Origin of the sequence: Amycolatopsis rifamycinica (assembly GCF_000695625.1) — a bacterium.
In the GTDB taxonomy this organism is placed as follows: Bacteria; Actinomycetota; Actinomycetes; order Mycobacteriales; family Pseudonocardiaceae; genus Amycolatopsis; species Amycolatopsis rifamycinica.
This window is the reverse complement of record NZ_JMQI01000083.1, coordinates 158,534-184,041: the sequence shown is the minus strand read 5'-3', so window position 1 is coordinate 184,041 and position 25,508 is coordinate 158,534. Positions and strand designations below refer to the sequence as shown.

Genomic DNA, 25,508 nt, shown 5'->3' with positions numbered 1-25,508 from the left:
AGCAGCCCTTGGGCCACGGCGTTGCGCGTTTCACGGCATTGCGTGAGCTTGCGTCCGGCTTCGCAACGCCGGAGGCCGGACGAAGTTGCACCACGATCCTCCCCAACAGGCTTCGCCCGGACCGCACTATCGGAACCAGAGCGCCGGCAGCCGAGCCGGCGATCACCCCTCACCCGGGAGTAAGCCATGGTTCTCGTTTCCCCTGTCCGCCGCCGGCTGGCGGGACTCTGCGCCGAGTCTCCGGTCGTGGTGGTCGTCGTGTTCGTCTTCGCGGCGGTGCTGGTGCTGGCCGGTCACTCCCCGCAGGACGTGATCGCGTTCCTGAGTTCGCTGGGGCTGGTCGCGACGACGATCGCCGATCGCCTCGGCCGTAACACCTCGACACCGCCGAACGTCGTCCTCCGGTGACGACGAACGACACCGCCGCCGAGGCCGCATCCGGGTCAGCCGACCCGGGCGCGGCCGAAGCCGCGCTCAGCCACGAGCTCAAGCGACTGCTCGGCGAATCCGGCCGGTCCGGCCGCGAGCTCGGAGATGAGGTCAATACGTCGGCGTCCACGATCTCCCGCGTGACGAACGGCAAGCACTTCCCCAGCCTGCAGCTCGTGAGGGACTTCGCCGAAAAGACCGGAGGCGACCCCGGTCACCTCGAACGGCTCTGGACGGACGCGGACGCCGAGCGCAGGGCGCGCAAGGAAGTCACGCCCGAGAGCGGCTCCGGAGGCGGCGAACGAGAGCTGCTGCGGATGACCGCGGCCGCGTTGAACGCCGAGCGGCGGAACAAGGGCCTGTCGCTGGACAAGCTGGAGAAGACGTCCGGCTGGAGCAAGAGCACCTTGTCCTCGGTGATGCGCGGGGAGCAGGTGCCCGATATGTCCATGCTCCAAGACGTGCTCCAAGCCATGCACCTGTCCGATGCCGAGGCCGGGAACTGGACAGCCAGATTCGCGAGGGCGGCTGAGCGTGCGCGCCAGGTCGAGCCCACCCTGCCGGCCTTCGACATCGACGCGGAACTGCGGCCGCTCAAAGCCCGGCTGCGCCGCCACACCATCGGCCTGGTCGTCGCCGGTGTCGTCGCGGTGGCCGCAGTGGCCCTGAGCGGCGTGGCTAGTTGGGTCTCGGGCGACGTGTACTACCCGAGTTACTCGACCGGCAGCACCACGACGGTGACTGTCGGCACGCCGCAGCCGCCCGGTCCCAGAACCGCCGTCGTCGACGTCGGCTCCGCGGCCAAGCGGGCGTCCGTCTTCGCGCAGCCGCGCACCGAGTCGAACCCGGTCTCGACCCTCGAACACTCGACCCGGGTCGTCCTGGTCTGTCAGATCGCCACCGGCATCGACTTCGGCGATCCCGAACTCGACGGCAGCCGTGGCGTGACCAAGAGCAAGGTGTGGGTGAAGATCTCTTTGGACGGCAAGGAGCTCGGGTACATACCGACCATCTACCTGCAACCCGACAGCGACCAGCTGCCGGTCCTGCCGCCGCCGGCCTGCTAAGTCATTCCAGCAGCTCGGACGTCTCCAGCCAGCGGCCCTCGACGTCCTCGATCTCGCCTTGGACGCCCTTCAGCTCGGCGTTGAGCTCCATCAGCTTCGCCGGGTCCGTCGCCGTCTCCAGCAGGGACGTGTGGAGCTTCTCCTCCTTGGCGTGCAGCTGGTCGAGCTTGCGCTCCAGGCGGCCGAGCTCCTTCTGGGCCGCGCGCAGGTCCGCCGCCGACTTCTTCGCCTCGGCCTTGGCGGCCGTGGGCGGGGCCGCGGCCGCCGGCTCCTTGGCGAGGGCGCGGCGGTTCAGGTACTCCTCGATGCCGCCCGGGAGGTGGGTGATGCGGCCGTCGCCGAACAGCGCGACGATCGTGTCGCACACCCGCTCCACCAGGTAGCGGTCGTGCGACACCACCACCATCGTGCCCGGCCAGCCGTCGAGGAGGTCCTCGAGCTGCTGCAGGGTGTCGATGTCCAGGTCGTTCGTCGGCTCGTCGAGCAGCAGGACGTTCGGCTCGGCCATCAGCAGCCGGCACAGCTGCAGGCGGCGGCGCTCGCCGCCGGAAAGGTCTCCGACCGGGGTCCACTGGCGGGCCGCCGGGAAGCCGAGCTTCTCGCCCAGCTGCGACGCCGTCATCTCCTGCTTGCCGAACACCACGCGCCCGGCCACCTGCTCGATCGCCTGCAGCACGCGCAGGTCGCCGGGCAGGTCGTCGAGTTCCTGGCGCAGGTGCGCGAGCGCGACCGTCTTGCCCTCGATCCGGCGGCCGGTCGAGCCCTCGACGTCGCCGCCCAGCAGCTTCAGCAGCGACGTCTTGCCCGAGCCGTTCACCCCGACCAGGCCGATCCGGTCGCCCGGGCCGATCCGCCAGGTGACGTGGTCGAGCAGCGTCCGGTCGCCGACCTGGTAGGTCGTGTCTTCCAGCTCCAGCACGGTCTTCCCGAGCCGCCGCTTCGCGAACGCCTGCAGCTCCACGGAGTCCCGCGGCGGCGGCACGTCGGCGATCAGCGCTTCGGCCGCCTCGATGCGGTAACGCGGCTTCGACGAGCGCGCCTGCGGGCCACGGCGCAGCCACGCCAGCTCCTTGCGGGCGAGGTTCTGCCGCTTCTCCTCGGCCGTCGCGGCCAGCCGCGCGCGCTCGGCGCGGGCGAAGATCCAGTCGGCGTACCCGCCTTCGTACTGCTCGACGCGGCCGTTCGCGACCTCCCACGTCAGGGTCGCGACGGTGTCGAGGAACCACCGGTCGTGCGTGACGACCACGACGGCGACCTTCCGGGCCAGCAGGTGGTCGGCGAGCCAGCGGACACCCTCGACGTCCAGGTGGTTGGTCGGCTCGTCCAGCACGATCAGGTCCAGCTCGCCGGTCAGCGCGGCGGCCAGGGAGACCCGGCGCCGCTCGCCACCGGAGAGGTTCGCCGTCGGCGTGTCCAGCCCGATCGCGGTGATCCCCAGGCCATCCACAATGGACCGCACGCGGGCGTCGGCGGCCCATTCGTGCTCGGCGCCGTAGCGTTCGAGCACGACGTCGCCGACGCTGCTGCCCACGGGGAGTTCCGTGCGCTGGGTGACCACGGCCATCCGCAGGCCGCGGACGTGACTCACCCGTCCGGAGTCCGGTTCGGACAGTCCGGAAAGGACTTCCAGCAGGGTGGTCTTGCCGCCGCCGTTGAGGCCGACGACGCCGATGCGCTGCCCCGCCGCGACGCCGAGGGAGACGCCGTCCAGCAGCGGCTTCACCCCGTAGGACTTGCTCACCGACTCGAGATTGACCAGGTTGGCCATCCGTTCAGCCGATCCTCTCTACAATGGTGAACCGGGTCGCCACGACCATTGTCGTGTCGTCCACGGTGAATTCCGGATCTTCCATGGCCGCCCGCATTTCCGCGCTCTGCCAGTAGTCCGTGTGGTCGGCGCGCCATTCGGCGACGCTGGTGAAGCCTTCGCCCTCGTCGAGCGCGTGCCGCAGGTCCACTTCGGACAGCGGGATGACGCGGACCTCGGTGGTCTCCAGGATCGCGACCCCTTCGCCCGCCGAGTCGATCATCAGCTCGCGTTCGCCGACGACGGGCAGTTCCTCGCCGTACATCTCGTATTCGGCGACCAAGCCGGTGGTCGACGTCTTCTCCCCGCGCAGGATCGCCGCGACGAGCTTGTCGCGCAGCGGGCCGGGGAACGCGAATTCGGCGTGCTTCATGCGTGCACCCGCGGCGGCGTCGGCCGGTTCGCGTCGTCGCCGCCGACGACGCGGGCGCCGGGAACCGGGCCGTGGGCCACGCGGACCGTCCGGCACACGCCGGCGCCCGACAGCTCGGCCGCGACCTCCACCGCCGACTGCGCGTCCTCGCAGAGGAACGCGCACGTCGGACCCGAGCCGGACACCGTGCCCGCGAGCGCGCCCGCGTTCACCCCCGCCCGGAGCGTGCGGCGCAGGTCGGGCCGCAGCGAGACCGCCGCCGCCTGGAGGTCGTTGCCCAGCAGGAGAGCCAGCTGGCGCGGATCACCCGAGGCCAGCGCCTCGACGACCGGCGTGTGCGAGCCGATCCGGGGCGGGTTGCCCGCCGCGCGCAGGCGGTCGAGCTCGCCGAACACCTTCGGCGTCGACAGCCCTTCGGCGGCGAAGGCCAGCACCCAGTGGAACGTGTGCCGCGACAGCACCGGGACCAGCTGCTCGCCGCGGCCGGTGCCGAGCGCGGTGCCGCCGTAGAGCGCGAACGGGACGTCGCTGCCCAGGCCGGCGGCGATCCCGGCCAGCTCGTCGCGGGTGACGTCGAGGTTCCAGAGGCTCGCCAGCCCGACCAGCGTCGCCGCCGCGTCGGCGCTGCCGCCCGCCATGCCGCCGGCGACCGGGATGCCCTTGCGCAGCACCACCCGGACCTTCGGCTCGCCGGTGCGCCCGGCGTGCGCGGCCAGCGCCTCGACGGCTCGCCAGGCCAGGTTCTCGGGGCCGGTCGGGACCGAGCCCTCCCCCTCGCCGTAGACCTCGATGCCGGGCTCTTCGGTGACCGCGACGGTCACCTCGTCGGTCAGCGACAGCGCCTGGAACACGGTGACCAGCTCGTGGTAACCGTCTTCGCGCAGGTCGTCGACCGAAAGGTGCAGGTTGACCTTGGCCGGGACCCGGACGGTGACTGGGGGCGGAACTACGGCGAGCACCCGACCAGCCTACGTGCCCGCGGAAACGCCCCGATGCGACCTGCGCATCGGGGCGGTGACCAGCCGGGGCTCCGCCACCCGGAGCCCACGCTCGTGGACGGAGATCAGGCGGCCGCGACACCCTGCGGGCCGCGGGCGGTGTGCGTGACGTGGCCGCCGCGCTCGGCGACCCAGGCCAGGGCCGCGTCGGCCCGCTCGCCGCGGACGCCGAGGCGGAAGCGGCCGACCGGCGTGTCGCCGATGCGGGTCAGGCCGCCGCCGATGGTGGCGAACTCGACGTCGAAGCGGCCGGCGGCCTCGGGCAGCAGCGCACCCACCGAGGCGAAACCGACCAGCACGACGTCGGCCGAGCGGTCGTAGCGGGCCGTCTGCCCGCGGGTGGTCTCGATGGCCGGCAGCAGCGCCCGCGCGGTGCGGCTGGCCGGGTCCGCGATCAGTTCGAGCACCGTGCCGCGCTCGACGACCGTGCCGTCCTCCAGCACCGCGACGTCGTCGCAGACCCGGCGGACCACGCCCGCGTCCGGCGTCGTGACGACGACGGTGACGCCCAGCTCGGAACGCGCCCGGTCGAGGACGGCGAGCACCGCGCCGGCCTCCTCCGGGTCGACCCCGGCGGTCGGGTCGTCGGCGAGCAGCACGGCCGGGGCCGCCGCCAGTGCCTTCGCGACCGCGACGCGGCGGAGCTGGCCGGCGGACAGCTCGCCGGGACGCTGCGTGGCGCGCGGGGTCAGGCCGACGAGGTCGAGCAGCGAGCCGACCCGGCTGCGGCGCTGCGGGCCGTCGACGCCGAGCTGCTCCAGCGGGGAAGCGATGTTGCCGGCGATGGTGCGCTCGGCGATCAGCTCCGGTTTCGTGGAGACGACGCCGAGCTGACGGCGGATTTCGCGGAGCCGGCGCCCGTCGAGGGTGCCGGTGTTGAGGCCGTCGAGGCGGACGACACCGCGGTCGGGACGCTCCTGCAGGGCGATGCACCGGGCGAGGACGGACTTGCCCGACCCGGCGGGACCGACCACGCCGAAGAGCGAGCCCGCCTGGACGTCGACGCTCACATCCCGCAGCGCGACGACGGAGTTTCCGTTGGTGGCAAAGGTTTTGGACAGGTTTTCGACGGTGATCACGAAGGCTCCAGAAAACGGGGTGCACGCACGGCGCAGCACCCGGCCGCAAGCGAGTTCCGTCCTGTTCGGACGGTGCGTGAAGAAGAGGTGGACCGGCTACGACAAGCTCAGTTGGAGCGTCGACATGCGGTCACGGAGCGGCGGCCTTCGTCGACAACGCGACGCCTGGTCAGGAGCAGGGGGCGAGCTACCCTCTTCATCGAAAACGGCCTCCATCGGTCCTGGCGGTAGCACCTGCCCTGCGGAGGGTGGTTGCTGCGACTTCGGCGAGCCAGGTCTCTCAGTCGCTCGGGATGGACGTACTGAGTAAAACCGATCCCGAGGAGCGAAAGCAAGCCTGTCGGCCCAGATCACACGAGTGGAGGTGTCCGAATCGCGGGATCACGGGTCGAGAGGGGGTATTTTTCCCCGCTTCCACTGTGGAGTCTTAACGCGGGCGGAGTCTCAACGCGCGGCGGCGATCCGGGCGAAGTCGTGCACGTCCAGCTGTTCGCCTCGGGTCCGGGGATCGATCCCGGCGGCCGTCAGCAGTGCGCCGGCGCGCTCGGCCGAGCCCGCCCAGCCCGCGAGCGCGGCCCGGAGCGTCTTCCTGCGTTGTGAGAAGGCGGCGTCCACCAGGCCGAAGAGCTGATCCCGGTCTTCGGACGCCGTCGTGTCGCCCCGCTCGAACGCGACGAGCGCGGAATCGACGTTCGGCACGGGCCAGAACACCGAGCGTGGCACGGCGGCGACCTTGCGTGCGCTGCCGTACCAGGCGAGCTTGACGCTGGGCACGCCGTAGATCCGGCTGCCGGGACCGGCGGCCATCCGGTCGGCGACCTCGGTCTGCACCATGACGAGCCCCGTCTTGAGCGAGGGCACCTCGGCCAGCAGGTGCAGCACGACCGGCACGGCGACGTTGTAGGGCAGGTTGGCGACGAGGGCGGTCGGCTCGCCCAGTTCCTCCCGGGTGACGCGCATGGCGTCGGCCCCGACGACGGTGAGGTTTCCCGCGGCCTCGGGCCCCCGCTCGGCGACGGTCTTCGGCAGCCGTTCAGCGAGCTTGGGATCGATCTCGACGGCGACGACCCGCGCCCCGGTGGCGAGCAGCCCGAGGGTCAGCGACCCGAGACCGGGCCCGACCTCGAGAACGACGTCGTCCTCGCCGACGCCCGCCAGCTCGACGATCCGCCGGACGGTGTTGGGATCGTGCACGAAGTTCTGCCCGAGCTTCTTGGTCGGCCGCACGTCCAGCTCGGCCGCCAGCGCCCGGATCTCGGCCGGTCCCAGCAGTTCAACCACCGGACGAGCCTACCCAGGGGGCCGGCCGGCGTGCCGGGCCGGGCATCACGCGTGACTGGAGAGGCATCACGCGTGATGGGAAGGGCATCACGCGTGATAGGGCGGACATCGGCCTGATGCCCCGCGAATCACGCGTGAGGCCCGCCCAGGCACGCGTGATGCCTGCGGGGACACGCGTGATGCCTGTTGGCGCACGCGGAACGGCCCCCGTCCGAGGTGGACGGGGGCCGTTGCGAAAGACCTGTCAGGCCTTCTTGCCGCAGACCGGCCAGGCGCTGTAGCTGCCGCCGCGGCCGGCCTTGACCTTTTCCGCGACCGCGATCTGCTGCTCGCGGGTGGCCTGGTTCGGGTAGGCCGCGTACTGGTCGCCGCCGTAGGCGTCCCACGTGCGCTTGTCGAACTGGAGGCCGCCGTAGTAGCCGTTGCCGGTGTTGATGGCCCAGTTGCCGCCCGACTCGCACTGCGCGATGCGGTCCCACGCGGAACCGTCGCCGATCTCCGGGGCCGGGGCCTGCTTGGTGCCGACGTGGACGATCTTCGGCTTCGGCTGGGTGATGACCTTCTCGGAGATGGTCTCCCGGCCGGTCTCCTTGCCGTTCTTCTGCGTGACCTTGTAGGTCACTTCCTTCTCGCCGGGCGTGCCCGGGTCCTCGACCTGCGTCTTGCCCTTGGCCAGGTTCGGGTCGTCGACGCGCTGCTCGGGCGGGTCGATGCTCTCCTTCTGGGTGACCGTCGAGACGCCGGTGCGGCTGATGTGCACCTCGGCGCCGTCGGTCAGCTTGACGTCCAGGCCACCCTCGGCCTGGTCCTCCGGGCCCAGGGTGAGCTTGTACTCGCCCAGGAACTCCTTCGTCGTGACCGCGGTCGTCTTCACCTGCTTCGGCGCGTTGCCGCCGTCGTACAGGGTGATGTTCTTCAGGGTCTTGATCTCGACGGTGGCGCCCTGGAGCGGCAGCTCGCCGTCCTTCGGCATCGACATCCACGTGCCGGGCTTGTCCATCTCGGCCATGCCGAGCTGGCTCAGCGCGTCGCCGAGGTGCGTCGCGCGGACCCAGGAGGTGCGCTCGGTGCCGTCGACGATCATCTTCAGCTGGCGGCCGCGCTCGAGCTTGATGACGCCGCCGTCGCCGACCTCCGCCTGCGGGGACGGGGACAGCGAGTCGTGCTCGCCGACGGACAGGCCCGCGTCCTCGAGCACCTCGCCGACGGTGCCGCCGAAGGAGTGCACGGTCTGCTGGTGGCCGTCGACGTCGACGGTGATGCTCTTGTTCATCGCCAGCGCCGCCGCGCCGCCGCCGGCGATGCTGATCATGACGCTGAGGACGGCGCCCTTGAGGAAGCGGCGCTTCCAGACCTTGGTGGTCTGGCGGAGGCCCTCGTCCAGAGCCGCACGACGCGCTTCGGGGGAAGCGGTGCGGTCCTCCTCGAGGCCGTCCGGGATGACGATCGGCGGCAGGTAGGTCGTCTCGGCGTTGATGAGGCGGATGAGCTCGTCGACGTCGACGTCCATCTCGGCCATCATCGCGTCGGCGTCCGGGCCGAGCGCGGCGAGGATGTCCTGCTGCGTGATGTTCGGGTCGTCGGAGAAGTCCAGCTGGCCGTACGCAGTGTCCTCGAATTCGCGATCGAGTACGGCCGCGGAGCGCGCTCCAGCCTGTCTGCTACCTGTCACCGGGTCGTTCCCTTTCCCAAGGCGCCGTTCGGGGCAGCACCTTTACGTCTGGGCCCTCAGCCGGCGCCATCGTCACGGTTCCAGGCCGTACCGCTCCTGGTTCCGCTTCCCCGACGTGCACTGACGTGACTGTGGGCGTAACAGCCGGCAACTGCTGAGTGCAGTACCGACCGGCACGATCACGGGACAGTAACGGGTCGCGGCGGGTTGCGCAAACACCCCCCGGAGTGTCGTGATCTGGGTCACTTCACCAGTGGGCGAATCGGGAACCCTGTTGTCGCAATGCGTTCAACCCGTTGTGACACTGGGGAGTCGGTAGACCCGTTCGGCGGTGGTCCGGACCGCTTCGGCGACTTCGTGGACGGCTTCGCCCCTGAGCGCCGCGAGGTGACGGACGGTGTACGCGGCCCCGAACGGCTCGTTCGGCCGCCCACGGAACGGGTGGGGGGTCAGAAACGGCGCGTCGGTCTCGACGAGGTACTGGCCCGCCGGGCAGAGCCGGGCCGCCTCGTGGAGGCCCTTCGCGTTCTTGAACGTCACCGTTCCCGCGAAGGAAAGGACATACCCCGCGTCGACGCACTTGCGGGCCATTTCCGCGTCGCCGGAAAAACAATGGAAAATTACGGCGTTCGGCGCACCCTCTTCGGCCAGGATGCGCAGCACGTCGTCGTGGGCATCGCGGTCGTGGATCATCAGCGGCTTGCCGAGCCGCTTGGCGAGGTCGATGTGCCAGCGGAACGCCTCCTGCTGGGCGTCGTGCGGCGAGTAGTCCCAGTAGTAGTCGAGGCCGGTCTCGCCGACGGCGACCACGCGGTCGGCGGCCGCCAGGCGCTCGACCTCGGCCCGTTCGGCCTCGCCGAACTCCTTGGTCCGGGTCGGGTGGATCGCGACCGCGGCGAACACCCGCCGGTCCCAGCCCGCCGCCTCGACGGCCCAGCGGGCCGAGGCGAGGTCGTCGGCGACCGTGACGACGCGGGCGACGCCGGCGCGCTCGGCGCGGTCGACCATGGCCGTGACATCGGCCGCGGTGACCGCGCCGCACGCGTCGAGATGGGTGTGCGCGTCCACCACCGCCACCGGGAGCCGGTCCGGGACCGGCGGCAGTTCGCGCTTCTGTTCACCCATGCATGCCTTCTTACTCCTTGATGATCGGCGCCCACTCCGGACCGGTCTCGCCGAGCGCCGGGTCGAGCTTGGTGAACAGCGGCGACGGCTTCTCCAGTGGCTTGCCGACCTCGATCGGCTTCGACTCCCACCTGGCCTGCTCGGCCGCGTAGTCGCCGGTGAGGATCGGGTTGACCCGGCCGTCGATGTCGAGGTCGTCGACCTCCTTGAGCTCCGGCTGGGCGGCCCAGACGCCGGTGCCGCCGAGGGCCTCGTGGACCTTCTGGGCCGAGTGCGGCAGGAACGGCGTCAGCAGCGTGTTCGCGTCGGACACGACCTGCAGCGCGGTGTGCAGCACCGTGTCGCGGCGGGCCGGGTCGTCCTTGAGCTTCCACGGCTCCTGGTCGGAGAGGTACTTGTTCGCCGCGGTGACGACCTTCATCGCCTCGCCCGCCGCCAGCTTGAACCGGGACCGGGCCAGGTGCGCGCCCGCGGTGTCGAACGCCTTGCGCGACAACGCCTTCAGCTCTTCGTCGGCCGCCGTCGGAGCCTCCGGGCGCGGGATGGCGCCGACGTTCTTGTGCGCCATCGAGATGGACCGGTTGACCAGGTTGCCCCACTCGTTGGCCAGCTCGAAGTTGGTCCGGCGGACGAACTCGTCCCAGGTGAAGTCGGTGTCCTGGGTCTCCGGGCCGGCGACCGAGATGAAGTACCGCAGCGTGTCCGGGCCGAAGTCGCGCAGGAAGTCCTCGACGTAGATGACGCGCCCGCGCGAGGTCGAGAACTTCGAGCCGCTCATGGTGAGGAACTCGCTGGAGACGATCTCGTCGGGCAGGTGCAGGCGGCCGTACTTGCCCGGCTCGCCGCCCTTGTCGCCCTCGCCGTTGTGGCCGAACAGCAGCGCCGGCCAGATCTGGGCGTGGAAGGTGATGTTGTCCTTGCCCATGAAGTAGTAGGACCGCGCGTCGGCGTTGTTCCACCACTCCTGCCACGCGTCCGGGTTGCCGGAGCGGCGGGCCCACTCGACGCTGGCCGAGAAGTACCCGATCACCGCGTCGAACCAGACGTAGAACCGCTTCAGCGGCTGGTCGCGCCAGCCGTCGAGGGGGATCTTGACGCCCCAGTCGAGGTCGCGGGTGATCGGCCGCGGCCGCATGTCGTCGATCAGGTTCTTGGTGAAGTTGAGGACGTTCGGGCGCCAGTCGGTCTTGGTGCCCAGCCAGTCGCCCAGGGTCTTGGTGAACGCCGGCAGATCGAGGAAGTAGTGCTCGGTCTCGACGAACTTCGGCGTCTCGCCGTTGATCCGCGACTTCGGGTTGATCAGCTCCGCGGCGTCGAGCTGGTTGCCGCAGTTGTCGCACTGGTCGCCGCGCGCGCCGTCGTACCCGCAGATCGGGCAGGTGCCCTCGACGTAGCGGTCGGGCAGCGTGCGGCCGGTGGACGGGCTGATCGCGCCCCGGGTCGTCTTGGGCACGACGTAGCCGTTGCGGTGCAGCGCCAGGAAGATCTGCTGCGTCACCTCGGCGTGGTTGCCGGTGGAGGTGCGGGTGAACAGGTCGTAGGACAGGCCGAGGCCCTGCAGGTCGTTCCCGATCTGCCGGGTGTACTTGTCCGCGGTCTCCTGCGGGGTCGAGTTCTCGTTGTCCGCCTGGACGGTGATCGGGGTGCCGTGTTCGTCGGTCCCGGACACCATGAGCACCCGGTTGCCGGCCATTCGCTGGTAGCGGGAGAAGACGTCGGACGGGACGCCGAATCCGGACACGTGGCCGATGTGGCGGGGGCCGTTGGCGTAGGGCCAGGCCACCGCGGTCAACACTGGGGTGCTCATACCTTATTAGCCTACGGAGGGCGTCACGCGCGTTTTCGGGAGGGAGGCCCCGGTTGTCGGCGACACGGCTGCTCGTGCTCGGGGTGGTGCGGATGTACGGCCGCGCGCACGGCTACCAGGTGCGGCGCGAGCTGCTGACCTGGTCGGCGGACAAGTGGGCGAACGTCCAGCCCGGGTCGATCTACCACGCGCTGAAGAAGATGACGGCCGAAGACCTGCTGGAGCAGGTCGACGTCGAGCCGGGCGACGGCGGCCCGGACCGCGTCGCCTACCGGCTCACCGGCGAGGGCGAGCAGGAGTACCAGGTCCTGCTGTCGAAGGCGCTGTCCGATCCCCAGCTCAACCACCCCGACCTGTCGGCCGCGATCTCGCTGATGACCACCCTGCCCCGGGCGCGGGTGATCAACCTGCTCCGGCACCGGCTGGTGCACCTGGAGGCCGAGCAGCGGCAGGCGGGGCTGATGCTCGAAGAGCTGAAGGTCAACGTGGGCCTGGGCACCCCGGAGCACGTGGGCGAGCTGTACCGGCTGTGGGGCGGGATCACGGACGCGAGCCTGGCCTGGTTGCAGGGCCTGATCGAGCGGCTCGAGGCGGGCGACTACGTGATGGCCGACGAGCCGGGCGAGCCGTTCGGCGCACCACCGGCCCGGTAATCAAGTTTGACTAGTGCATCCTTCTCGGGCACAGTGTGCATCTCAGCTAGTCAAGATTGACTACTTCGAGAGGGGATTCCATGATCACGGCACGCGGTCTCGAGCGGCGGTTCCGCCGCAAGGGCCGCACTGGGGGCGAAGTCCACGCGGTGAAGGGCGTCGACCTCGACGTCGAGGCGGGCGAGCTGGTCGGCTTCCTCGGGCCCAACGGCGCCGGGAAGACGACCACGCTGCGCATGCTGACCACGCTGCTGAAGCCGACCGCGGGCACCGCGACCGTCGGCGGCTGTGACCTGCTGGCCGACCCGCTGGGCGTGCGCAAGCGCATCGGTTACGTCGCCCAGGGCGGCGGCAGCGCGCCGGAGAGCAAGGTCGCCGACGAGCTGGAGCTGCAGGGCCGGCTCTACCGGATGAGCAAGGCCGACGCGATCGCGCGCGGCGCCGAGCTCGCCGAGCAGCTCGACCTGACCGGGCTGGACCAGCGGCTGACCAAGACGCTGTCGGGCGGCCAGCGGCGGCGGCTCGACATCGCGCTCGGGCTGATCCACTCGCCGGGCTTGGTGTTCCTCGACGAGCCGTCGACCGGCCTCGACCCGCAGAGCCGCGCCAACCTGTGGGACCACATCCGCCGGCTGCGCGCCGAACAGGGCGTCACGGTGTTCCTGACCACCCACTACCTCGACGAGGCGGACGCGCTGTCGGACCGGCTGATCGTCATCGACGACGGCCGGATCGTCGCCGAAGGGACCCCGGACGCGCTGAAGGCGCGGGTCAACGGCGACCGCGTCGAGGTGGGCGTCGACCCCGGCCAGGCCACGGACGCCGCGGAGATCGCGGGCCGGCTCGCGGGCGCGCAGGACCTGTCCGTCGACGGCGGGGAGGTCCGGTTCCGGGTGCCGCGCGGCGACGTCGCGCTGCCGGAGCTGCTGCGCGCCCTGGACGCCAAGGGCATCCCGATGCTGTCGGTCCAGGTCCACCGGCCCACGCTCGACGACGTTTTCCTCACCCTGACCGGGCGTTCGCTGCGGGAAGCGGAGGAGGCCGGCCGTGCTGCGTGACACCTGGCTGATCTTCCGCCGCGAGATGACCGCGGCGCTGCGCAACCCGACCTGGGTGCTGATCGGGATCATGCAGCCGCTGCTGTACCTGTTCCTGTTCGGACCGCTGATGGTCAAGGCCATGCAGGGGCAGGGCCTGTCCGAAGTGGACGGGTGGATGCTGCTGACCCCGGCGCTGATCGCCCAGCTCGCGCTGTTCGGCAGCTCGTTCGTCGGCTTCGGCCTGCTGGCCGAATACCGCTCCGGCGTCGTCGAGCGCTTCCGGGTGACGCCGGTCAGCCGGGTCGCGCTGCTGCTGGGCAAGGTGCTGGCCAGCGCGCTGCAGGCGGTGGTCCAGGCGCTGCTGATCATCGCACTGGCGTACCTGGCGTTCGACCTGGACGCGCCGGTCGGCGGCGTGCTGCTGAGCCTGCTGATCGTGTTCCTGCTGGCGGTGTCGCTGGCGTCGTGCTCCTACGCGCTGGCGCTGACGCTCAAGAGCGAGGAGACGTTCCCGGCCCTGCTCAACGCGGTGCTCATCCCGCTGCTGCTGCTCTCCGGGATCCTGCTGCCGATCACGTCCGGGGTCGCGCCGGACTGGCTGTACACGATCTCGCAGATCAACCCGTTCCGGCACGTCGTGGACGTCGAGCGGAACACCTTCCGCGGCGACTTCACCATGGACGCCCTGTTCACGGGCGGTGTCGTGGTGCTGGTGATGGCCGTGTTGTCCGTTTGGTGGGGCACCCGCACATTCCAGAAGGAAAACGCCTGATCAACCGCGCGTGTGTCACTGCGGGTCCGCCTCCGGCGACGTATGGTGTGCTCTCCACCGACGCGCCGGGGGCAGGACCGTGACAGAGCCGGAGAGTGAGCTCGGCATCTCGCTGTCCCACCGCGAGCACGTGGCCGACTGGCAGGCCGTGCGCGCCGCGCAGACCCGGTTCGTGTCGGTGACGATCAGCGAGAACGTCAACTGGAGCAACCCCGCGGCCGAGCGCAACCTGGCCGGCGCGCAGGAAGCCGGGCTGCACGCCGGCGGACGGCACTACGCCCGGCCCGGCGCGGTGCACGACCAGGCGGACTTCTTCGTGCGGACGGCGAGCCGGCTCGGCGCGTTCGCCACCGGGTCGCTGGCGCCGGCGCTGGAGGTGGCGGCGCCGAGCGTCGACGACCGGTTCGTCAAGGCGTGGATCAAGCACGTCCGGCACGCGGCCCGGATCGAGCGGGTGCTGGTCTACGCCGACTACGACTGCTGGCAGCACCGCCTGCACCCGGACCGCTGGGCCGACAGCGAGGTCGTGCTGTGGCTGGTCCGGCACAACGGCATCCCGGGGCGGGCGGGCTGGTTCCACTCGCGGCTCGGGGTGCACCAGCACGCGTACGCCCCGGACGTCCCCGGCATCGCCGCGCCGGTGGAGCAGAACGCCGTCGTGTACCCGTTCACATTGGGCGACCTTTTGCTGTAGGAGCGGCGACAATGTCGCCATGCGCGTGACGAGCAGGGCACTCCGGACGGACGTAACCCCCGCGCGCGCGTTTTCGGCACTCGCCCACCACAACGCTTCGCGGGGATTGCCGCCGCCCGCGATGCTCTCCGGTGAGTGGTTCTCCGCCCGGGCCGTGATCGCGCCGTCGCTTTCGGTGTCCCCCTCCGCGCTGCCTTCCTCCGCGCCGGACGTCGACGCCGAGCCGGGCGTGATCGGCGGCGGCTGGTTCGGGTACCTGGGCTACGACCTGGCCGATCCCTCGGGCCGCACCGGCGCGCTGCCCGCGTCGGCCTGGGGCTGGGCGAATCACGTGCTGCGCTGGTCCGCCTCGGGAACGTGCTACCTCGAGTCCCTCGACGGCGGCGGGCCGTCGGTGTCCACAATGGAATCGCTGCTGGCCGGTCCGCCTTCGCCGCTTTCCTGGACGGCGGGGCCGCTGCGGCGTCCGCTGCCATCGGAGCACCGGGACGCGGTGAAGGCGTGCGTGCACGCGATCGAGGCCGGGGAGCTGTTCCAGGCCAACGTCTGCGGCCGGTTCACCGGGTCGTTCACCGGCTCGCCGCCGGCCCTGTTCGCGGCGGGCATCTCCCGGCTGGCCCCGCGGCGCGCGGCGTTCCTGTCGGGCCCGTGGGGATCGGTGGTCTCGTTTTCGCCGGAGCTGTTCCTCGCCCGCCACGGCCGCGCGGTGCGCTCGACGCCGATCAAGGGGACGCTCCCCCGCCGCGGGCCCGGGGACGACGGCAACGCCGCGCTGCTGCGCCGGTCCGCGAAGGACGTCGCGGAGAACGTGATGATCACCGACCTGGTCCGCAACGACCTCGGCCGGGTGTGCGAAGTGGGCTCGGTGACGGTGCCCTCGCTGCTGGAGGTCCGGTCGGCGCCGGGGGTCTGGCACCTGGACTCGACGGTGACCGGCGTGCTGCGGCCCGGGGTTTCGGACGAGGACCTGCTGGCGGCGACGTTCCCGCCGGGCTCGGTGACGGGGGCGCCGAAGATCCGCGCGCTGGACCTGATCGCCGCGCTGGAGAGCCGTGGCCGCGGGGTGTACACGGGCGCGATCGGCCTGGTTTCGCCGGTGGCGGGCCTGGAGCTGAACGTCGCGATCCGGACGTTCGAGATCGCCGGGGGCGAGATCGCGCTGGGCGTCGGCGGCGGCATCACGGCGGACTCGGACCCGGAGGCGGAGTGGCAGGAGTGCCTCCACAAGGCGGCACCCCTGGAACACCTCCTGGCGAACCCGCTACTTCCCGGGGTCGAGCAGTAGCTTGCCGACGGTCTTGCGGGAGCGCAGGGCTTCGTGGGCGGCACGGGCGTCCGAAAGCGCGTACTCGCCACCCGGGATGGCCTTGAGCTTGCCGTCCCGCACCAGGTCGAACAGCTCGGTGAGGGCGGTCCCGAAGACGTTGCCCGGCAGCCGGAAGACGTGCGGCAGCCACATGCCGCTGATCGTCGTGCTGTGCCCGAGGACGTTGCGCAGCTCGACCGGCTTCGGGTTCTCGCGGCCGGCCATGCCGTAGAAGGCCAGCCGCCCGAAGGGGGCGAGCGCGGCGATGCTCTGGTCGGTGGTCGTCCCGCCGACCATGTCGAGCACGACGTCGACGCGGCGGCCGCCGTTCGCCTCGATGAGGGCGGCGGTCATGTCCTCGGCGCGGGAGTCGATGGCGATGTCGGCCCCGAGTTCGAGGGCGAGCGCGCGCTTCTCGTCGCTGCTGGCGGTGGCGATGACGCGGCCGGCGCCCCAGGCCTTGGCGAGCTGCACGGCGACGGTCCCCACCCCACCGGCGGCCGCGTGCACGACGACCGATTCGCCCGGTTCGAGGTGCGCGTTCCGGCGGAGCAGGACCCAGGCGGTGGTGCCCTGGACCAGCATCGACAACGCGGTGAGGTCGTCGATGCCGTCGGGAACGGGGAAGGTGGTCGCCTGGGGGGCGACGGCCTTCTCGGCGTACCCGCCACCGCCGTTGAGCAGGGCGACGACGCGCCGGCCTTCGTGGGTGCCGACGACTTCCCCGCCCGGGACGAGCGGCAGCCTGCTCGGCGCGAGGTAGGAGTTCTCCGCCTGGTGGGTGTCGGCGTAGTTGACGCCGACGCGCTCGACGTCGATGAGCACCTCGCCGGGCCCGGCCACCGGATCGGGCAGCTCGACGGGGGTGAGCACCTCGGGCCCGCCGAACTCGGTCACCTGCACTGCGCGCATGTCGCTGTCCCTCTCGCCGTCCGCTGCTCGATGTGAGACATTCTGGCATATGTCTCACTCGGCTGCGTTCGACCTCGCCCGCGACTGGTTCCTGTCCGGCCGCCGGGTGGACATGGGCGAGCTGGCGCAGGAGCTGTCGATCAGCCGGGCGACCCTGCACCGCCGGGTGGGGTCGCGGGACCTGCTGCTGGGCGAGATCCTGTGGTCGCTCTCTTCGGCCTCGATCGCCCGGCTGTGGCCTTCTTGCGCCGGACGCGGAGCCGCGGGGATCGCGGACTTCGTGAGCGGGTACGTCCGGTTCGCGAACGAGTCACCGCCGTTCCGGGACTTCCTCCGCCGGGAACCGGAGCGGGCGTTGCGGCTGTTGACGACGCGGGCGAGCGTGTGCCAGCGACGCACGACGGCGGAGGTGGAGTCGCTGCTGGCGGGCGAGGTTTCCGCGGGGCGGCTGGTGCCGCCGTTGCCGGTGCCGGATCTGGCTTATCTGCTGGTGCGGATCGGGGAGTCGTTCGTGTACACGGACGTGATCACCGGGGATGCGCCCGATGCGGCGAAGGCGCACGCGGCCGTCACCGCGCTGCTCACTTGACGCGGGACGCCAGCACGGCGTCGTACAGCTCCTTTTTGGACACTCCGGCCGCTTCGGCGACCTCCGCCGCCGCCGACTTCAGGCGCTCGCCGGCGGCCACCCGGTCCGCCACCTCGGCCACCAGGTCCGCCACCGAAACCGCGCGCGGGGCCGCCCCGGACAAGACCACCGTGATCTCGCCGCGCACCCCGTCCTCGGCCCACGAAGCCAGCTCCGCCAGCGTTCCCCGCTTCACCTCTTCGTACGTCTTCGTCAGCTCCCGGCACACCGCCGCCTGCCGCGACCCACCCAGAACGGACACCGCGTCGGCCAGCAGGGAGGCCAGCCGGTGCGGGGACTCGAAGAACACCGCGGTCCGGGGCTCGTCGCGCAACGCCGTCAGCCAGCGCGTGCGCTCGCCCGGCTTGCGCGGGGCGAAGCCCTCGAAACAGAACCGGTCGCACGGCAAGCCGGACAGCGCGAGCGCCGTCGTCACCGCGGACGGGCCCGGCAGGCACGTCACCGGCAGCTCGGCCGCCACGCACGCCGCCACCAGGCGGAAGCCCGGGTCGGACACGCTCGGCATGCCGGCGTCCGTCACCAGGACCACCGACTCGCCCGCGTGCAACGCCTCGAGCAGCCTGGGCAGGCGCGCCGCCTCGACGTCTTCGTAGAAGCTCACCACCCGGCCGCGCGGGGTCACGCCCAGCGCCGTCGCCAGTGAACGGAACCGGCGCGTGTCCTCGGCCGCGACCACGTCCGCCTCGGCCAGCGCCTCAGCCAGGCGCGGGGAAGCGTCGCGGACGTCGCCGAGCGGGGTGGCGGCGAGGATGAGACGACCCGGAGTCACCCGGCCAGCCTAGGCTGATCAGCGGATCCGCCACGACGCACGCCCCGTCCCGCCCGTAGGATCGCCCCGTGACCGCCGTGCTGACCCGTCCCGACGACGAAAGCGTCCGGCCGGACCCGGTCGAGGCGCTCCGGCCGCCTGCCGACCGCGAGCTGACCCTGCTCGGCCGAGGCATGCCGGCCGACCGGCTGCGCGGCTGGGTCGTCACCCTCGTGCTGACCCTGATCGGCGGCATCGTCCGCCTGCAGAACCTCGGCGAGCCGACCGACAAGGGCAGCCCGGTCTTCGACGAGAAGCACTACGTGCCGCAGGCGTGGCAGGTGCTGCGCAACGGCGGTTACGAGGACAACTACGGCTACGAGCTGGTCGTCCACCCCCCGCTGGCGAAGCAGCTGATCGCGATCGGCGAGTGGCTGTTCGGCTACAACGGCTGGGGCTGGCGCATCATGCCCGCGCTGGCCGGCACCCTGATGGTGCTGCTGACCATCCGCGTCGCCCGCCGCCTGACCCGCTCGACGCTGCTCGGCGGCATCGCCGGCATCCTGGTGATCAGCGACGGCGTGCTCCACCTGCAGTCGCGCATGGGCATGCTCGACATCTTCATCGCGCTGTTCGTGCTCGCCGCGTTCGCCTGCGTGCTCGCCGACCGCGACCAGGTCCGCGAGCGGCTCGCGACGGCGGTCCGCGAGGGCTGGGTCAACGAGTCCGTCTGGGGCCCCAAGCTCGGCTTCCGCTGGTGGCGGTTCGCGGCCGGGCTGATGATCGGGCTCACCTTCGGCGTCAAGTGGTCGGCGCTGTACTACATCGTCGCGTTCGGGCTGCTGACCGTGTTCTTCGACGTCGCGGCCCGGCGCGCGGCGGGCGTCGAACGGCCCTGGCTGGGCACCATCCGCCGGGACGTGCTGCCCGCGCTGTGGGCGATCCTGGTCATCCCGATCCTGATGTACTTCGCCGCGTACTGGGCCTGGTTCGCCAGCGAAACCGCCACCGACCGGCACTACACCGAGATCAAGAACATCGACCCGGGCTCGTGGGCGTGGGTGCCGCCGGCCCTGCGCTCGCTCGGCGACTACATGGGCAATGTCCTGCACTTCCACGAAACGCTGGTCACGCCGAAGGACAGCCCGCACCCGTGGGAGTCGAAGCCGTGGACGTGGCCGATGGGCCTGCGCCCGATGCTGTACAGCTACAACGGTGAAGTGACCGGCTGCGGCGAGGCCCGCTGCATCAGCGCGACGATGCTGATCGGCACCCCGGCGATGTGGTGGCTGGCGATCCCGATGCTCGGCTGGGCGGCGTGGCGCTCGATCTTCCGCGCGGACTGGCGCTACGCGGCGGTGCTGGCCGGCTACCTCGGCGGGTACGTGTTCTGGTTCACCAACATCGACCGCCAGATGTACTTCTTCTACGCCACCCCGCTGGCGGCGTTCCTGGCCATCGGGCTGACGTTGTGCCTGGGCCAGATCCTCGGCAGCGCGCAGCGCGGGTTCGAAAGACGCGGGACGGGCCTGCTCGTGGTGTCGCTGTACGTCGGGCTGGTGGTGGCGAACTTCGCCTGGCTGTGGCCGATTCTGAACGGCATCGCGATCACCAACGGGCAGTGGGAGGCCGAGCGCTGGCTGCCGTCCTGGCGGTGAGCCGGCCCGTCCGGCCGCCGGCTCAGCCCGCGAAATAGGCCCCCGGCGTGACCCCGACCGCCCGGCGGAAGGCGGCGACGAACGCGCTCGCCGAGCTGTACCCCACCCGGTAGGCCACCGTCTCCAACGGCGCGGCCTGCGCCAGCAGCGGCAACGCCGCACGCAGCCGCGCCTGCGTGCGCCACGTCCCGAACGGCATCCGGCACTCCCGGACGAAGATCCGCGCGAGCGTGCGTTCCGCGGCCCCCACGTCCCGGCCGAACTCGGCGAGCGTGCGGGGGTCCGCCGGGTTCGCCAGCACCGCTGTCGCGACGTCAAGGGCGCGCGGGTCGGCCGGTAACGGCACCACGATCGGGACCACGTCGAGCGGTTCCAGCAGGTCGAAGGCCACCGCCTCGGCGCGCAACCGGGCGTCGGGCGCGACGCCGTCGCCGGTCAGGTACTCCAGCAGCTCGCGCAACAACGGGCGGACGACGACCATCCGCGGTTCCGGCCACGACACCGGTGAGCGCGCCGGGTCGGCGTAGATGCCCCGCAGGGCCGCCCGCCCGAGCGCGCCCGTGCGGTGCCGGACGCCCGCCGGCATCCACAACGCCCGCGTCGGCGGCAGGACCCAGCCCGCGTCGCCCGCCTTGACCGCGACGACGCCACGAGCCGACCAGACCAGCTGGTGCGCCGGGTGCTCGTGCCACGGGAACCAGGTGCCGGCGGGCAGGTCGAAGGCGCCGAGCAGCATGGCTTGGCTGATTGGCGACATCGATTGGCAGCGTATCGGCTACCGGTCACCCGCGCGCCGCAATAGCGTCGGGCGCATGCCGATGAACCTCATCCACCGCAAGATCTGCAGCTCGGCCAAGTGGGCGGACACGGTCGAGGAACGCCTGACACCCTGGCTGGCCAAGCACGACCTCGGCGACGACGTCCTGGAGGTCGGCCCCGGCTTCGGCGCGACGACGAAGGTGCTGCTCGACGTGGTCCCGAAGCTGACGGTCCTGGAGATCGACCCGGCCTCGACCGGCCTGCTGCGCACGAAGTTCGGCGACCGCGCCGACGTGGTCGAGGGCAGCGGCGCGCAGATGCCGTTCGAGGCCGGCCGCTTCTCGGCGGTGGTCTGCTTCACGATGCTGCACCACGTCCCCACGGCCGAGCTGCAGGACGCGATCTTCGCCGAGGCCGCCCGGGTGCTGCGCCCGGGCGGGCGGTTCTGCGGCACGGACAGCCAGCTCAGCCTCCGGTTCCGCTTGCTGCACATCGGCGACACGATGAACGTCCTCGACGCCGGCGGCCTGCCCGGCCGCCTCACCGAAGCCGGCTTCGAGCAGGTCAAGGTCAGGGCCCGGCCGAAGGAGATCGTGACCTTCTCGGCGGTCAAGCCCGGCTAGGTCAGCTCGCAGGGGGTCCCGCAAAGCGGGCAGAAGGCGTGCTTGGCCGGCACCCAGGCGACCTCGGCCAGGCACAGCTTGCTGGGCATGATCATGTCGTCCCTGGCGTGCTGCGGCAGCACCCGCCGCAGCACGTCGAACAGCTCGGGCACGGCCGCCGTGACCTTCTTGGCGATCAAGCCCGGCTAGCGGCGGGGCAGGCCGCTCCCCGGCTGCCGCGGCACCACCCGCGTCACCGGGCCGTCGGCGGACTTGCCCGCCCGCGACAGCCACCCCTCGACCTCGCGCCGCACGGCGTTCAGCGTCGGGCGGCGGCGCGGCTCCGGGTCCAGCGACGCCGCCAGCAGGCGGGCGTGGGCACTCCGCTGCGGCAACCGCGACACCGGCTCGGCCCGGGCCGCCGCCATCAGGGCGGCCATCGGCGTCTCGCGCGTCCCGCGCGGCGGCTGGCCGGACAGCGCGTAGCTGATCGTCGCGGCCAGCTGCCACGCGTCCGACGCCGGGGACGCCGTCGCACCCATCGCCTGCTCCGGGGCCACGAAGTCGGGCGTGCCGATCATCATCCCGGTGGCCGTCATCTTCGAGTCGCCCTGGCTGCGGGCGATGCCGAAGTCGATCAGGTGGGCCAGGCCGCTCGGGTCGAGGACGATGTTCGACGGCTTGATGTCGCGGTGCAGGACGCCCTTCTCGTGCGCCGCCGCCAGCGCGCCCGCCATCGTCGCCCACAGCCGTCCCGCGGCGACGTCGTCGAGCGGGCCCTGCCCGTCGACCAGCTCGGCCAGCGGACGGCCCTCGAGGTACTCCATCACCAGCGCGAGGCCGTCCGGCTCCTCGGCCAGGTCGTACACCTTGACGCAGTTCGGGTGGCTGACCACGGCCAGCGCGCGGGCCTCGCGCTGCATGCGCTCGGCCGTGTCGCGGTCCGGCGCGTGCGCGATCTTCAGCGCGACCGTGCGGTTCAGCTGGGTGTCGACGGCCTGCCAGACCGTGCCGAACCCGCCCGCGCCGAGCTGCTTGACCCGGCGGTAGCGGCTGCCGCCCGCGTTGCGCGAGCCGGGCGGCGGCGGGATCGGGCCCGGGGCCGCGGCCAGCGCGCCCAGCGGCGGTGACGGCGGCTCGGGCGCGGAAGCCAGCGCCGTCTTCGGGTACGGGCGGTTGACCGGGGGCGGCGGCGGAGGCGGCGGGGTCGGGCGCGGCTGGACCTGCGACGGCGGCGGCCCCGGCAGCTCCGGCTGGCGGCGCGGCGGCGGCTCGTCCGAGCGGTCCGACCGGTTGATCACCGACCACGGCGGCGGGCCGACCATCGCGACCGGGATCAGGCCCAGCACGGTGAACGGCAGGAAGCCCAGCCAGAAGTGCAGCGCGGTGTTCGCCTCCATGCCGACGCTGAACACGAGCATCGCGGCGAACGGGATCCAGAAGAACCGCGACGGCCACTTCGGGCCGCGGCGGAAGGCCGTCCGGCCCTGCAGCATCACGAAGAACAGCGAGCCGGCGCCCAGCACGATGAAGGCCAGCAGGTACACGAAGAACGGCATGTCCTTGCCGTTCTGCGAGGACAGCACGTCGAAGACGGTCTGGCCGCCACCGAGGTACTCCCGCTGGTTGTCCACCCAGCAGCCACCCTCGCTGTTCAGCGAGCTGAGCTCGGTCGCGGACAGCCCGGTCGGCTTCTTGCCGTAGGCCGCCTGGAAGACGCCCGAGACGCCGATGGCCAGCAGCCACGGCAGCACCAGCGTGCTGACCATGCCGATCGCGCCGAACACCGAAAGCGTCGTGGCGTCGTAGCGGTTGCCGGTGCCCTTCCGGATGATCGACACGGCGACCGCGCCGATCGGCGGAAGCAGCGCGACGAGCGCGCCGGCCGCACTCGTGGCCCAAACCCAGTCGCCGGGGCAGAAACCCGGGCCGAACAAGGAATGGGCTAGCGAGAGCAACGCGCTCGCGAGTCCGTTCACCGCCGGGCTCCCCTCACTGTCCGTGTTCACTTCGTGGCCGTCACGCGGCGTTTCCCCGCGGTCCAGCTTAGGACGCTCCCGGGCTCCGTGAGGTTGCCGGGTCTTTCCGCGGGGGAATCCGGCGCGTCCGGCGCTCCCACGCCATGATGGGGATCGGCGCAACGTCCTACGCGAAGGAGCGGAGCATGGGCGCGTACTCCGAAGCCTACCGGCGCAGCCTGGCCGAGCGGGACGCGTTCTGGCTGGCCGCGGCTCGGTCGATCAGCTGGACCAGAGCGCCGGAGCGGGCGTTGGACGACACGAACCCGCCCTTCTACCGGTGGTTCCCGGACGCCGAGCTGAACACCTCGTACAACGCGCTGGACCGGCACGTCGAGGCCGGCCGCGGCGGCCAGGCCGCGCTGATCTGGGACTCTCCCGTAACCGGACAGCAACGGACATACAGCTACGAGGAGCTGCGGGACACCGTCGCGCGGTTCGCCGGCGCGCTGCGCTCGCTCGGGGTCACGCGGGGTGACCGGGTGATCGTCTACCTGCCGATGGTGCCAGAAGCCGCGATCGCCATGCTGGCCTGCGCGCGGATCGGGGCCGTGCACTCGGTGGTCTTCGGCGGGTTCGCGCCGAAGGAGCTGGCCGCGCGGATCGAGGACGCGAAACCCAAGGTCATCCTGGCCGCGTCGGGCGGCATCGAGCCGACGCGGGTGGTCGAGTACCAGCCGATCATCGAGGCCGCCCTCGGGATGACCGAGCACCAGCCCGACCACGTCGTCATGCTGCAGCGCGAGCAGGCACCGGCCACGGCCGGCCGCCACTTCGACTGGCGCGAGCTGGCGGCGACCGCCGACCCGGCCGACCCGGTGCCGGTCGCGGCCACCGATCCGCTGTACATCCTGTACACGTCCGGGACGACCGGGAAGCCGAAGGGCGTCGTGCGTGACACCGGCGGCCACGCCGTCGCGCTCGCGTACTCGATGGAGGCGGTCTACGACATCCACGCCGGCGACGTCTGGTGGACCGCGTCCGACGTCGGCTGGGTCGTCGGGCACTCCTACATCGTGTACGCGCCGCTGCTGGTGGGAGCGACCACAGTGATGTACGAGGGCAAGCCCGTCGGCACGCCGGACGCGGGCGCGTTCTGGCGGGTCATCGCCGAGCACGGCGTCCAGGCGCTGTTCACCGCGCCGACCGCGCTGCGGGCCGTCAAGAAGGTCGACCCGGACGCCCGCGAGCTGGCGAAGTACGACCTGAAGCAGTTCCGGACGCTGTTCATGGCCGGCGAGCGCCTCGACCCGGAGACCTACCACTGGGCACACGAGAAGCTCGGGGTGCCGGTCGTCGACCACTGGTGGCAGACCGAGACCGGCTGGCCGATCGCCGCCAACCCGCGTGGCCTGGAGCCGATGGACGTCAAGGCCGGGTCCGCGACCAAGCCGGTCCCCGGCTGGGACGTCCGGATCCTCGACCAGGCGGGCGAGGAGCTGCCGGCCGGGCGCGAAGGCGCCATCACGGTGAAGCTGCCGCTGCCGCCGGGCTCGCTGCCGACGCTGTGGGGCGACGACGAGCGCTACCGCGAGGCCTACCTTTCGCGCTACGAAGGCCACTACCTGACCGGCGACTCCGGCTACTTCGACGAAGACGGCTACCTGTTCGTCATGGGCCGGACCGACGACGTCATCAACGTCGCCGGGCACCGGCTGTCCACCGGGTCGATGGAGGCCGTGCTGGCCGCGCACCCGGCGGTCGCCGAGTGCGCGGTGATCGGCGTGGCCGACCAGCTCAAGGGCCAGCTGCCGCGCGGGTTCGTGGTGCTCAAGGCGGGCATGGACATCGACGCGGGCCGGCTGCGCGACGAGCTGGTGGCGATGGTCCGCCGGGACATCGGCCCGGTCGCCGCGTTCCGTGACGTGTCCATTGTGGACGCGCTGCCGAAGACGCGGTCGGGCAAGATCCTCCGCAAGACGATGCGCGCGATCGCCGACGGCCGCGACGAAGCCGTGCCCTCCACGATCGAGGATCCGAGCGTGCTGGAGGCCATCCGGGCCGCCCTTCGTTAAGGACTGTTCCAAATACCCCTGCTGGTCTGTACCTTTGCAAGGGA

At 71.5% G+C, this 25,508-nt stretch carries 24 protein-coding genes and 1 riboswitch; of the genes, 11 read left to right on the top strand and 13 right to left on the bottom strand.

Annotated features, from left to right (window positions below):
• Positions 1-186 precede the first annotated feature (186 nt).
• Both DV20_RS42070 and DV20_RS42065 read left to right on the top strand, forming a co-directional pair.
• Positions 187-408: a hypothetical protein gene (locus DV20_RS42070; protein WP_043789445.1), complete on the top strand. Its 222-nt coding sequence runs from the start codon at positions 187-189 to the stop codon at positions 406-408.
• The gene (locus DV20_RS42065) at positions 405-1,496 is read left to right on the top strand and encodes a helix-turn-helix domain-containing protein (protein ID WP_043789443.1); all 1,092 of its coding nucleotides are present in this window, start codon (positions 405-407) and stop codon (positions 1,494-1,496) included. The genes DV20_RS42070 and DV20_RS42065 overlap by 4 nt, the downstream gene beginning before the upstream one ends.
• Position 1,497: 1 nt before the next feature.
• Here DV20_RS42065 and DV20_RS42060 read toward each other — a convergent pair whose 3' ends face one another.
• From DV20_RS42060 to metG, 8 genes are all read right to left on the bottom strand, one after another.
• Positions 1,498-3,264 (bottom strand): ABC-F family ATP-binding cassette domain-containing protein, encoded by a 1,767-nt coding sequence (locus tag DV20_RS42060; RefSeq protein WP_043789441.1) that lies wholly within the window; start codon positions 3,262-3,264, stop codon positions 1,498-1,500.
• A gap of 4 nt (positions 3,265-3,268) precedes the next feature.
• Positions 3,269-3,676: an ASCH domain-containing protein gene (locus DV20_RS42055; protein WP_043789439.1), complete on the bottom strand. Its 408-nt coding sequence runs from the start codon at positions 3,674-3,676 to the stop codon at positions 3,269-3,271.
• The gene (locus DV20_RS42050; protein ID WP_043789437.1) at positions 3,673-4,635 is read right to left on the bottom strand and encodes a 4-(cytidine 5'-diphospho)-2-C-methyl-D-erythritol kinase; all 963 of its coding nucleotides are present in this window, start codon (positions 4,633-4,635) and stop codon (positions 3,673-3,675) included. The genes DV20_RS42055 and DV20_RS42050 overlap by 4 nt, the downstream gene beginning before the upstream one ends.
• Before the next feature lie 104 nt (positions 4,636-4,739).
• On the bottom strand, positions 4,740-5,753 hold the full coding sequence (locus tag DV20_RS42045) for a methionine ABC transporter ATP-binding protein (protein ID WP_043789434.1): 1,014 nt from the start codon (positions 5,751-5,753) through the stop codon (positions 4,740-4,742).
• A gap of 209 nt (positions 5,754-5,962) precedes the next feature.
• Positions 5,963-6,053: riboswitch (SAM riboswitch) on the bottom strand.
• A 144-nt stretch (positions 6,054-6,197) separates the two neighbouring features.
• On the bottom strand, positions 6,198-7,034 hold the full coding sequence (gene rsmA, locus DV20_RS42040) for a 16S rRNA (adenine(1518)-N(6)/adenine(1519)-N(6))-dimethyltransferase RsmA (protein WP_043789432.1): 837 nt from the start codon (positions 7,032-7,034) through the stop codon (positions 6,198-6,200).
• Positions 7,035-7,278: 244 nt separating this feature from the next.
• Positions 7,279-8,706 carry a resuscitation-promoting factor gene (locus DV20_RS42035; RefSeq protein ID WP_043789430.1) on the bottom strand — a complete coding sequence of 476 codons (1,428 nt, stop codon included), beginning with the start codon at positions 8,704-8,706 and terminating at the stop codon, positions 7,279-7,281.
• A 288-nt stretch (positions 8,707-8,994) separates the two neighbouring features.
• Complete coding sequence (locus tag DV20_RS42030) at positions 8,995-9,831, bottom strand: TatD family hydrolase (RefSeq protein WP_043789427.1); 837 nt, start codon at positions 9,829-9,831, stop codon at positions 8,995-8,997.
• A 10-nt stretch (positions 9,832-9,841) separates the two neighbouring features.
• Positions 9,842-11,638: a methionine--tRNA ligase gene (gene metG / locus DV20_RS42025; protein WP_167344434.1), complete on the bottom strand. Its 1,797-nt coding sequence runs from the start codon at positions 11,636-11,638 to the stop codon at positions 9,842-9,844.
• 53 nt (positions 11,639-11,691) lie between these two features.
• Between metG and DV20_RS42020 the strand changes: the two genes are divergently transcribed.
• From DV20_RS42020 to DV20_RS42000, 5 genes are all read left to right on the top strand, one after another.
• A complete protein-coding gene (locus DV20_RS42020; protein WP_043789424.1) occupies positions 11,692-12,291 on the top strand; it encodes a PadR family transcriptional regulator in 600 nt (199 codons plus the stop codon).
• 80 nt (positions 12,292-12,371) lie between these two features.
• Positions 12,372-13,349, top strand: a complete 978-nt coding sequence (locus DV20_RS42015; protein WP_043789422.1) for an ATP-binding cassette domain-containing protein — start codon at positions 12,372-12,374, stop codon at positions 13,347-13,349.
• Positions 13,339-14,103: an ABC transporter permease gene (locus DV20_RS42010; protein WP_043789419.1), complete on the top strand. Its 765-nt coding sequence runs from the start codon at positions 13,339-13,341 to the stop codon at positions 14,101-14,103. The genes DV20_RS42015 and DV20_RS42010 overlap by 11 nt, the downstream gene beginning before the upstream one ends.
• 79 nt (positions 14,104-14,182) lie before the next feature.
• Positions 14,183-14,797 carry a glycoside hydrolase family 25 protein gene (locus DV20_RS42005; protein ID WP_043789417.1) on the top strand — a complete coding sequence of 205 codons (615 nt, stop codon included), beginning with the start codon at positions 14,183-14,185 and terminating at the stop codon, positions 14,795-14,797.
• Positions 14,798-14,816: 19 nt separating this feature from the next.
• Positions 14,817-16,082, top strand: a complete 1,266-nt coding sequence (locus DV20_RS42000; protein WP_043789415.1) for an aminodeoxychorismate synthase component I — start codon at positions 14,817-14,819, stop codon at positions 16,080-16,082.
• On the opposite strand, the gene DV20_RS41995 is transcribed toward DV20_RS42000, so the two are convergent.
• The gene (locus DV20_RS41995) at positions 16,059-17,015 is read right to left on the bottom strand and encodes a quinone oxidoreductase family protein (RefSeq protein ID WP_043789413.1); all 957 of its coding nucleotides are present in this window, start codon (positions 17,013-17,015) and stop codon (positions 16,059-16,061) included. The two genes, DV20_RS42000 and DV20_RS41995, sit on opposite strands and share 24 nt — an antisense overlap.
• 49 nt (positions 17,016-17,064) lie before the next feature.
• On the opposite strand from DV20_RS41995, the gene DV20_RS41990 reads away from it, so the two are divergent.
• On the top strand, positions 17,065-17,604 hold the full coding sequence (locus DV20_RS41990) for a QsdR family transcriptional regulator (RefSeq protein ID WP_043789412.1): 540 nt from the start codon (positions 17,065-17,067) through the stop codon (positions 17,602-17,604).
• On the opposite strand, the gene rsmI is transcribed toward DV20_RS41990, so the two are convergent.
• The gene (gene rsmI / locus DV20_RS41985) at positions 17,597-18,433 is read right to left on the bottom strand and encodes a 16S rRNA (cytidine(1402)-2'-O)-methyltransferase (RefSeq protein ID WP_043789409.1); all 837 of its coding nucleotides are present in this window, start codon (positions 18,431-18,433) and stop codon (positions 17,597-17,599) included. The genes DV20_RS41990 and rsmI overlap by 8 nt on opposite strands.
• A gap of 68 nt (positions 18,434-18,501) precedes the next feature.
• On the opposite strand from rsmI, the gene DV20_RS41980 reads away from it, so the two are divergent.
• Complete coding sequence (locus DV20_RS41980) at positions 18,502-20,070, top strand: dolichyl-phosphate-mannose--protein mannosyltransferase (RefSeq protein WP_043789407.1); 1,569 nt, start codon at positions 18,502-18,504, stop codon at positions 20,068-20,070.
• A gap of 22 nt (positions 20,071-20,092) precedes the next feature.
• On the opposite strand, the gene DV20_RS41975 is transcribed toward DV20_RS41980, so the two are convergent.
• Positions 20,093-20,806, bottom strand: a complete 714-nt coding sequence (locus DV20_RS41975; RefSeq protein WP_043789404.1) for an AraC family transcriptional regulator — start codon at positions 20,804-20,806, stop codon at positions 20,093-20,095.
• A gap of 76 nt (positions 20,807-20,882) precedes the next feature.
• On the opposite strand from DV20_RS41975, the gene DV20_RS41970 reads away from it, so the two are divergent.
• On the top strand, positions 20,883-21,452 hold the full coding sequence (locus DV20_RS41970) for a class I SAM-dependent methyltransferase (RefSeq protein WP_043789403.1): 570 nt from the start codon (positions 20,883-20,885) through the stop codon (positions 21,450-21,452).
• On the opposite strand, the gene DV20_RS41965 is transcribed toward DV20_RS41970, so the two are convergent.
• A complete protein-coding gene (locus DV20_RS41965; RefSeq protein WP_043789402.1) occupies positions 21,449-21,631 on the bottom strand; it encodes a hypothetical protein in 183 nt (60 codons plus the stop codon). The two genes, DV20_RS41970 and DV20_RS41965, sit on opposite strands and share 4 nt — an antisense overlap.
• Before the next feature lie 6 nt (positions 21,632-21,637).
• On the bottom strand, positions 21,638-23,410 hold the full coding sequence (locus DV20_RS41960) for a serine/threonine-protein kinase (RefSeq protein WP_043789499.1): 1,773 nt from the start codon (positions 23,408-23,410) through the stop codon (positions 21,638-21,640).
• Between the two features lie 185 nt (positions 23,411-23,595).
• Between DV20_RS41960 and DV20_RS41955 the strand changes: the two genes are divergently transcribed.
• Positions 23,596-25,464, top strand: a complete 1,869-nt coding sequence (locus DV20_RS41955; RefSeq protein ID WP_043789400.1) for a propionyl-CoA synthetase — start codon at positions 23,596-23,598, stop codon at positions 25,462-25,464.
• Positions 25,465-25,508 lie beyond the last annotated feature (44 nt).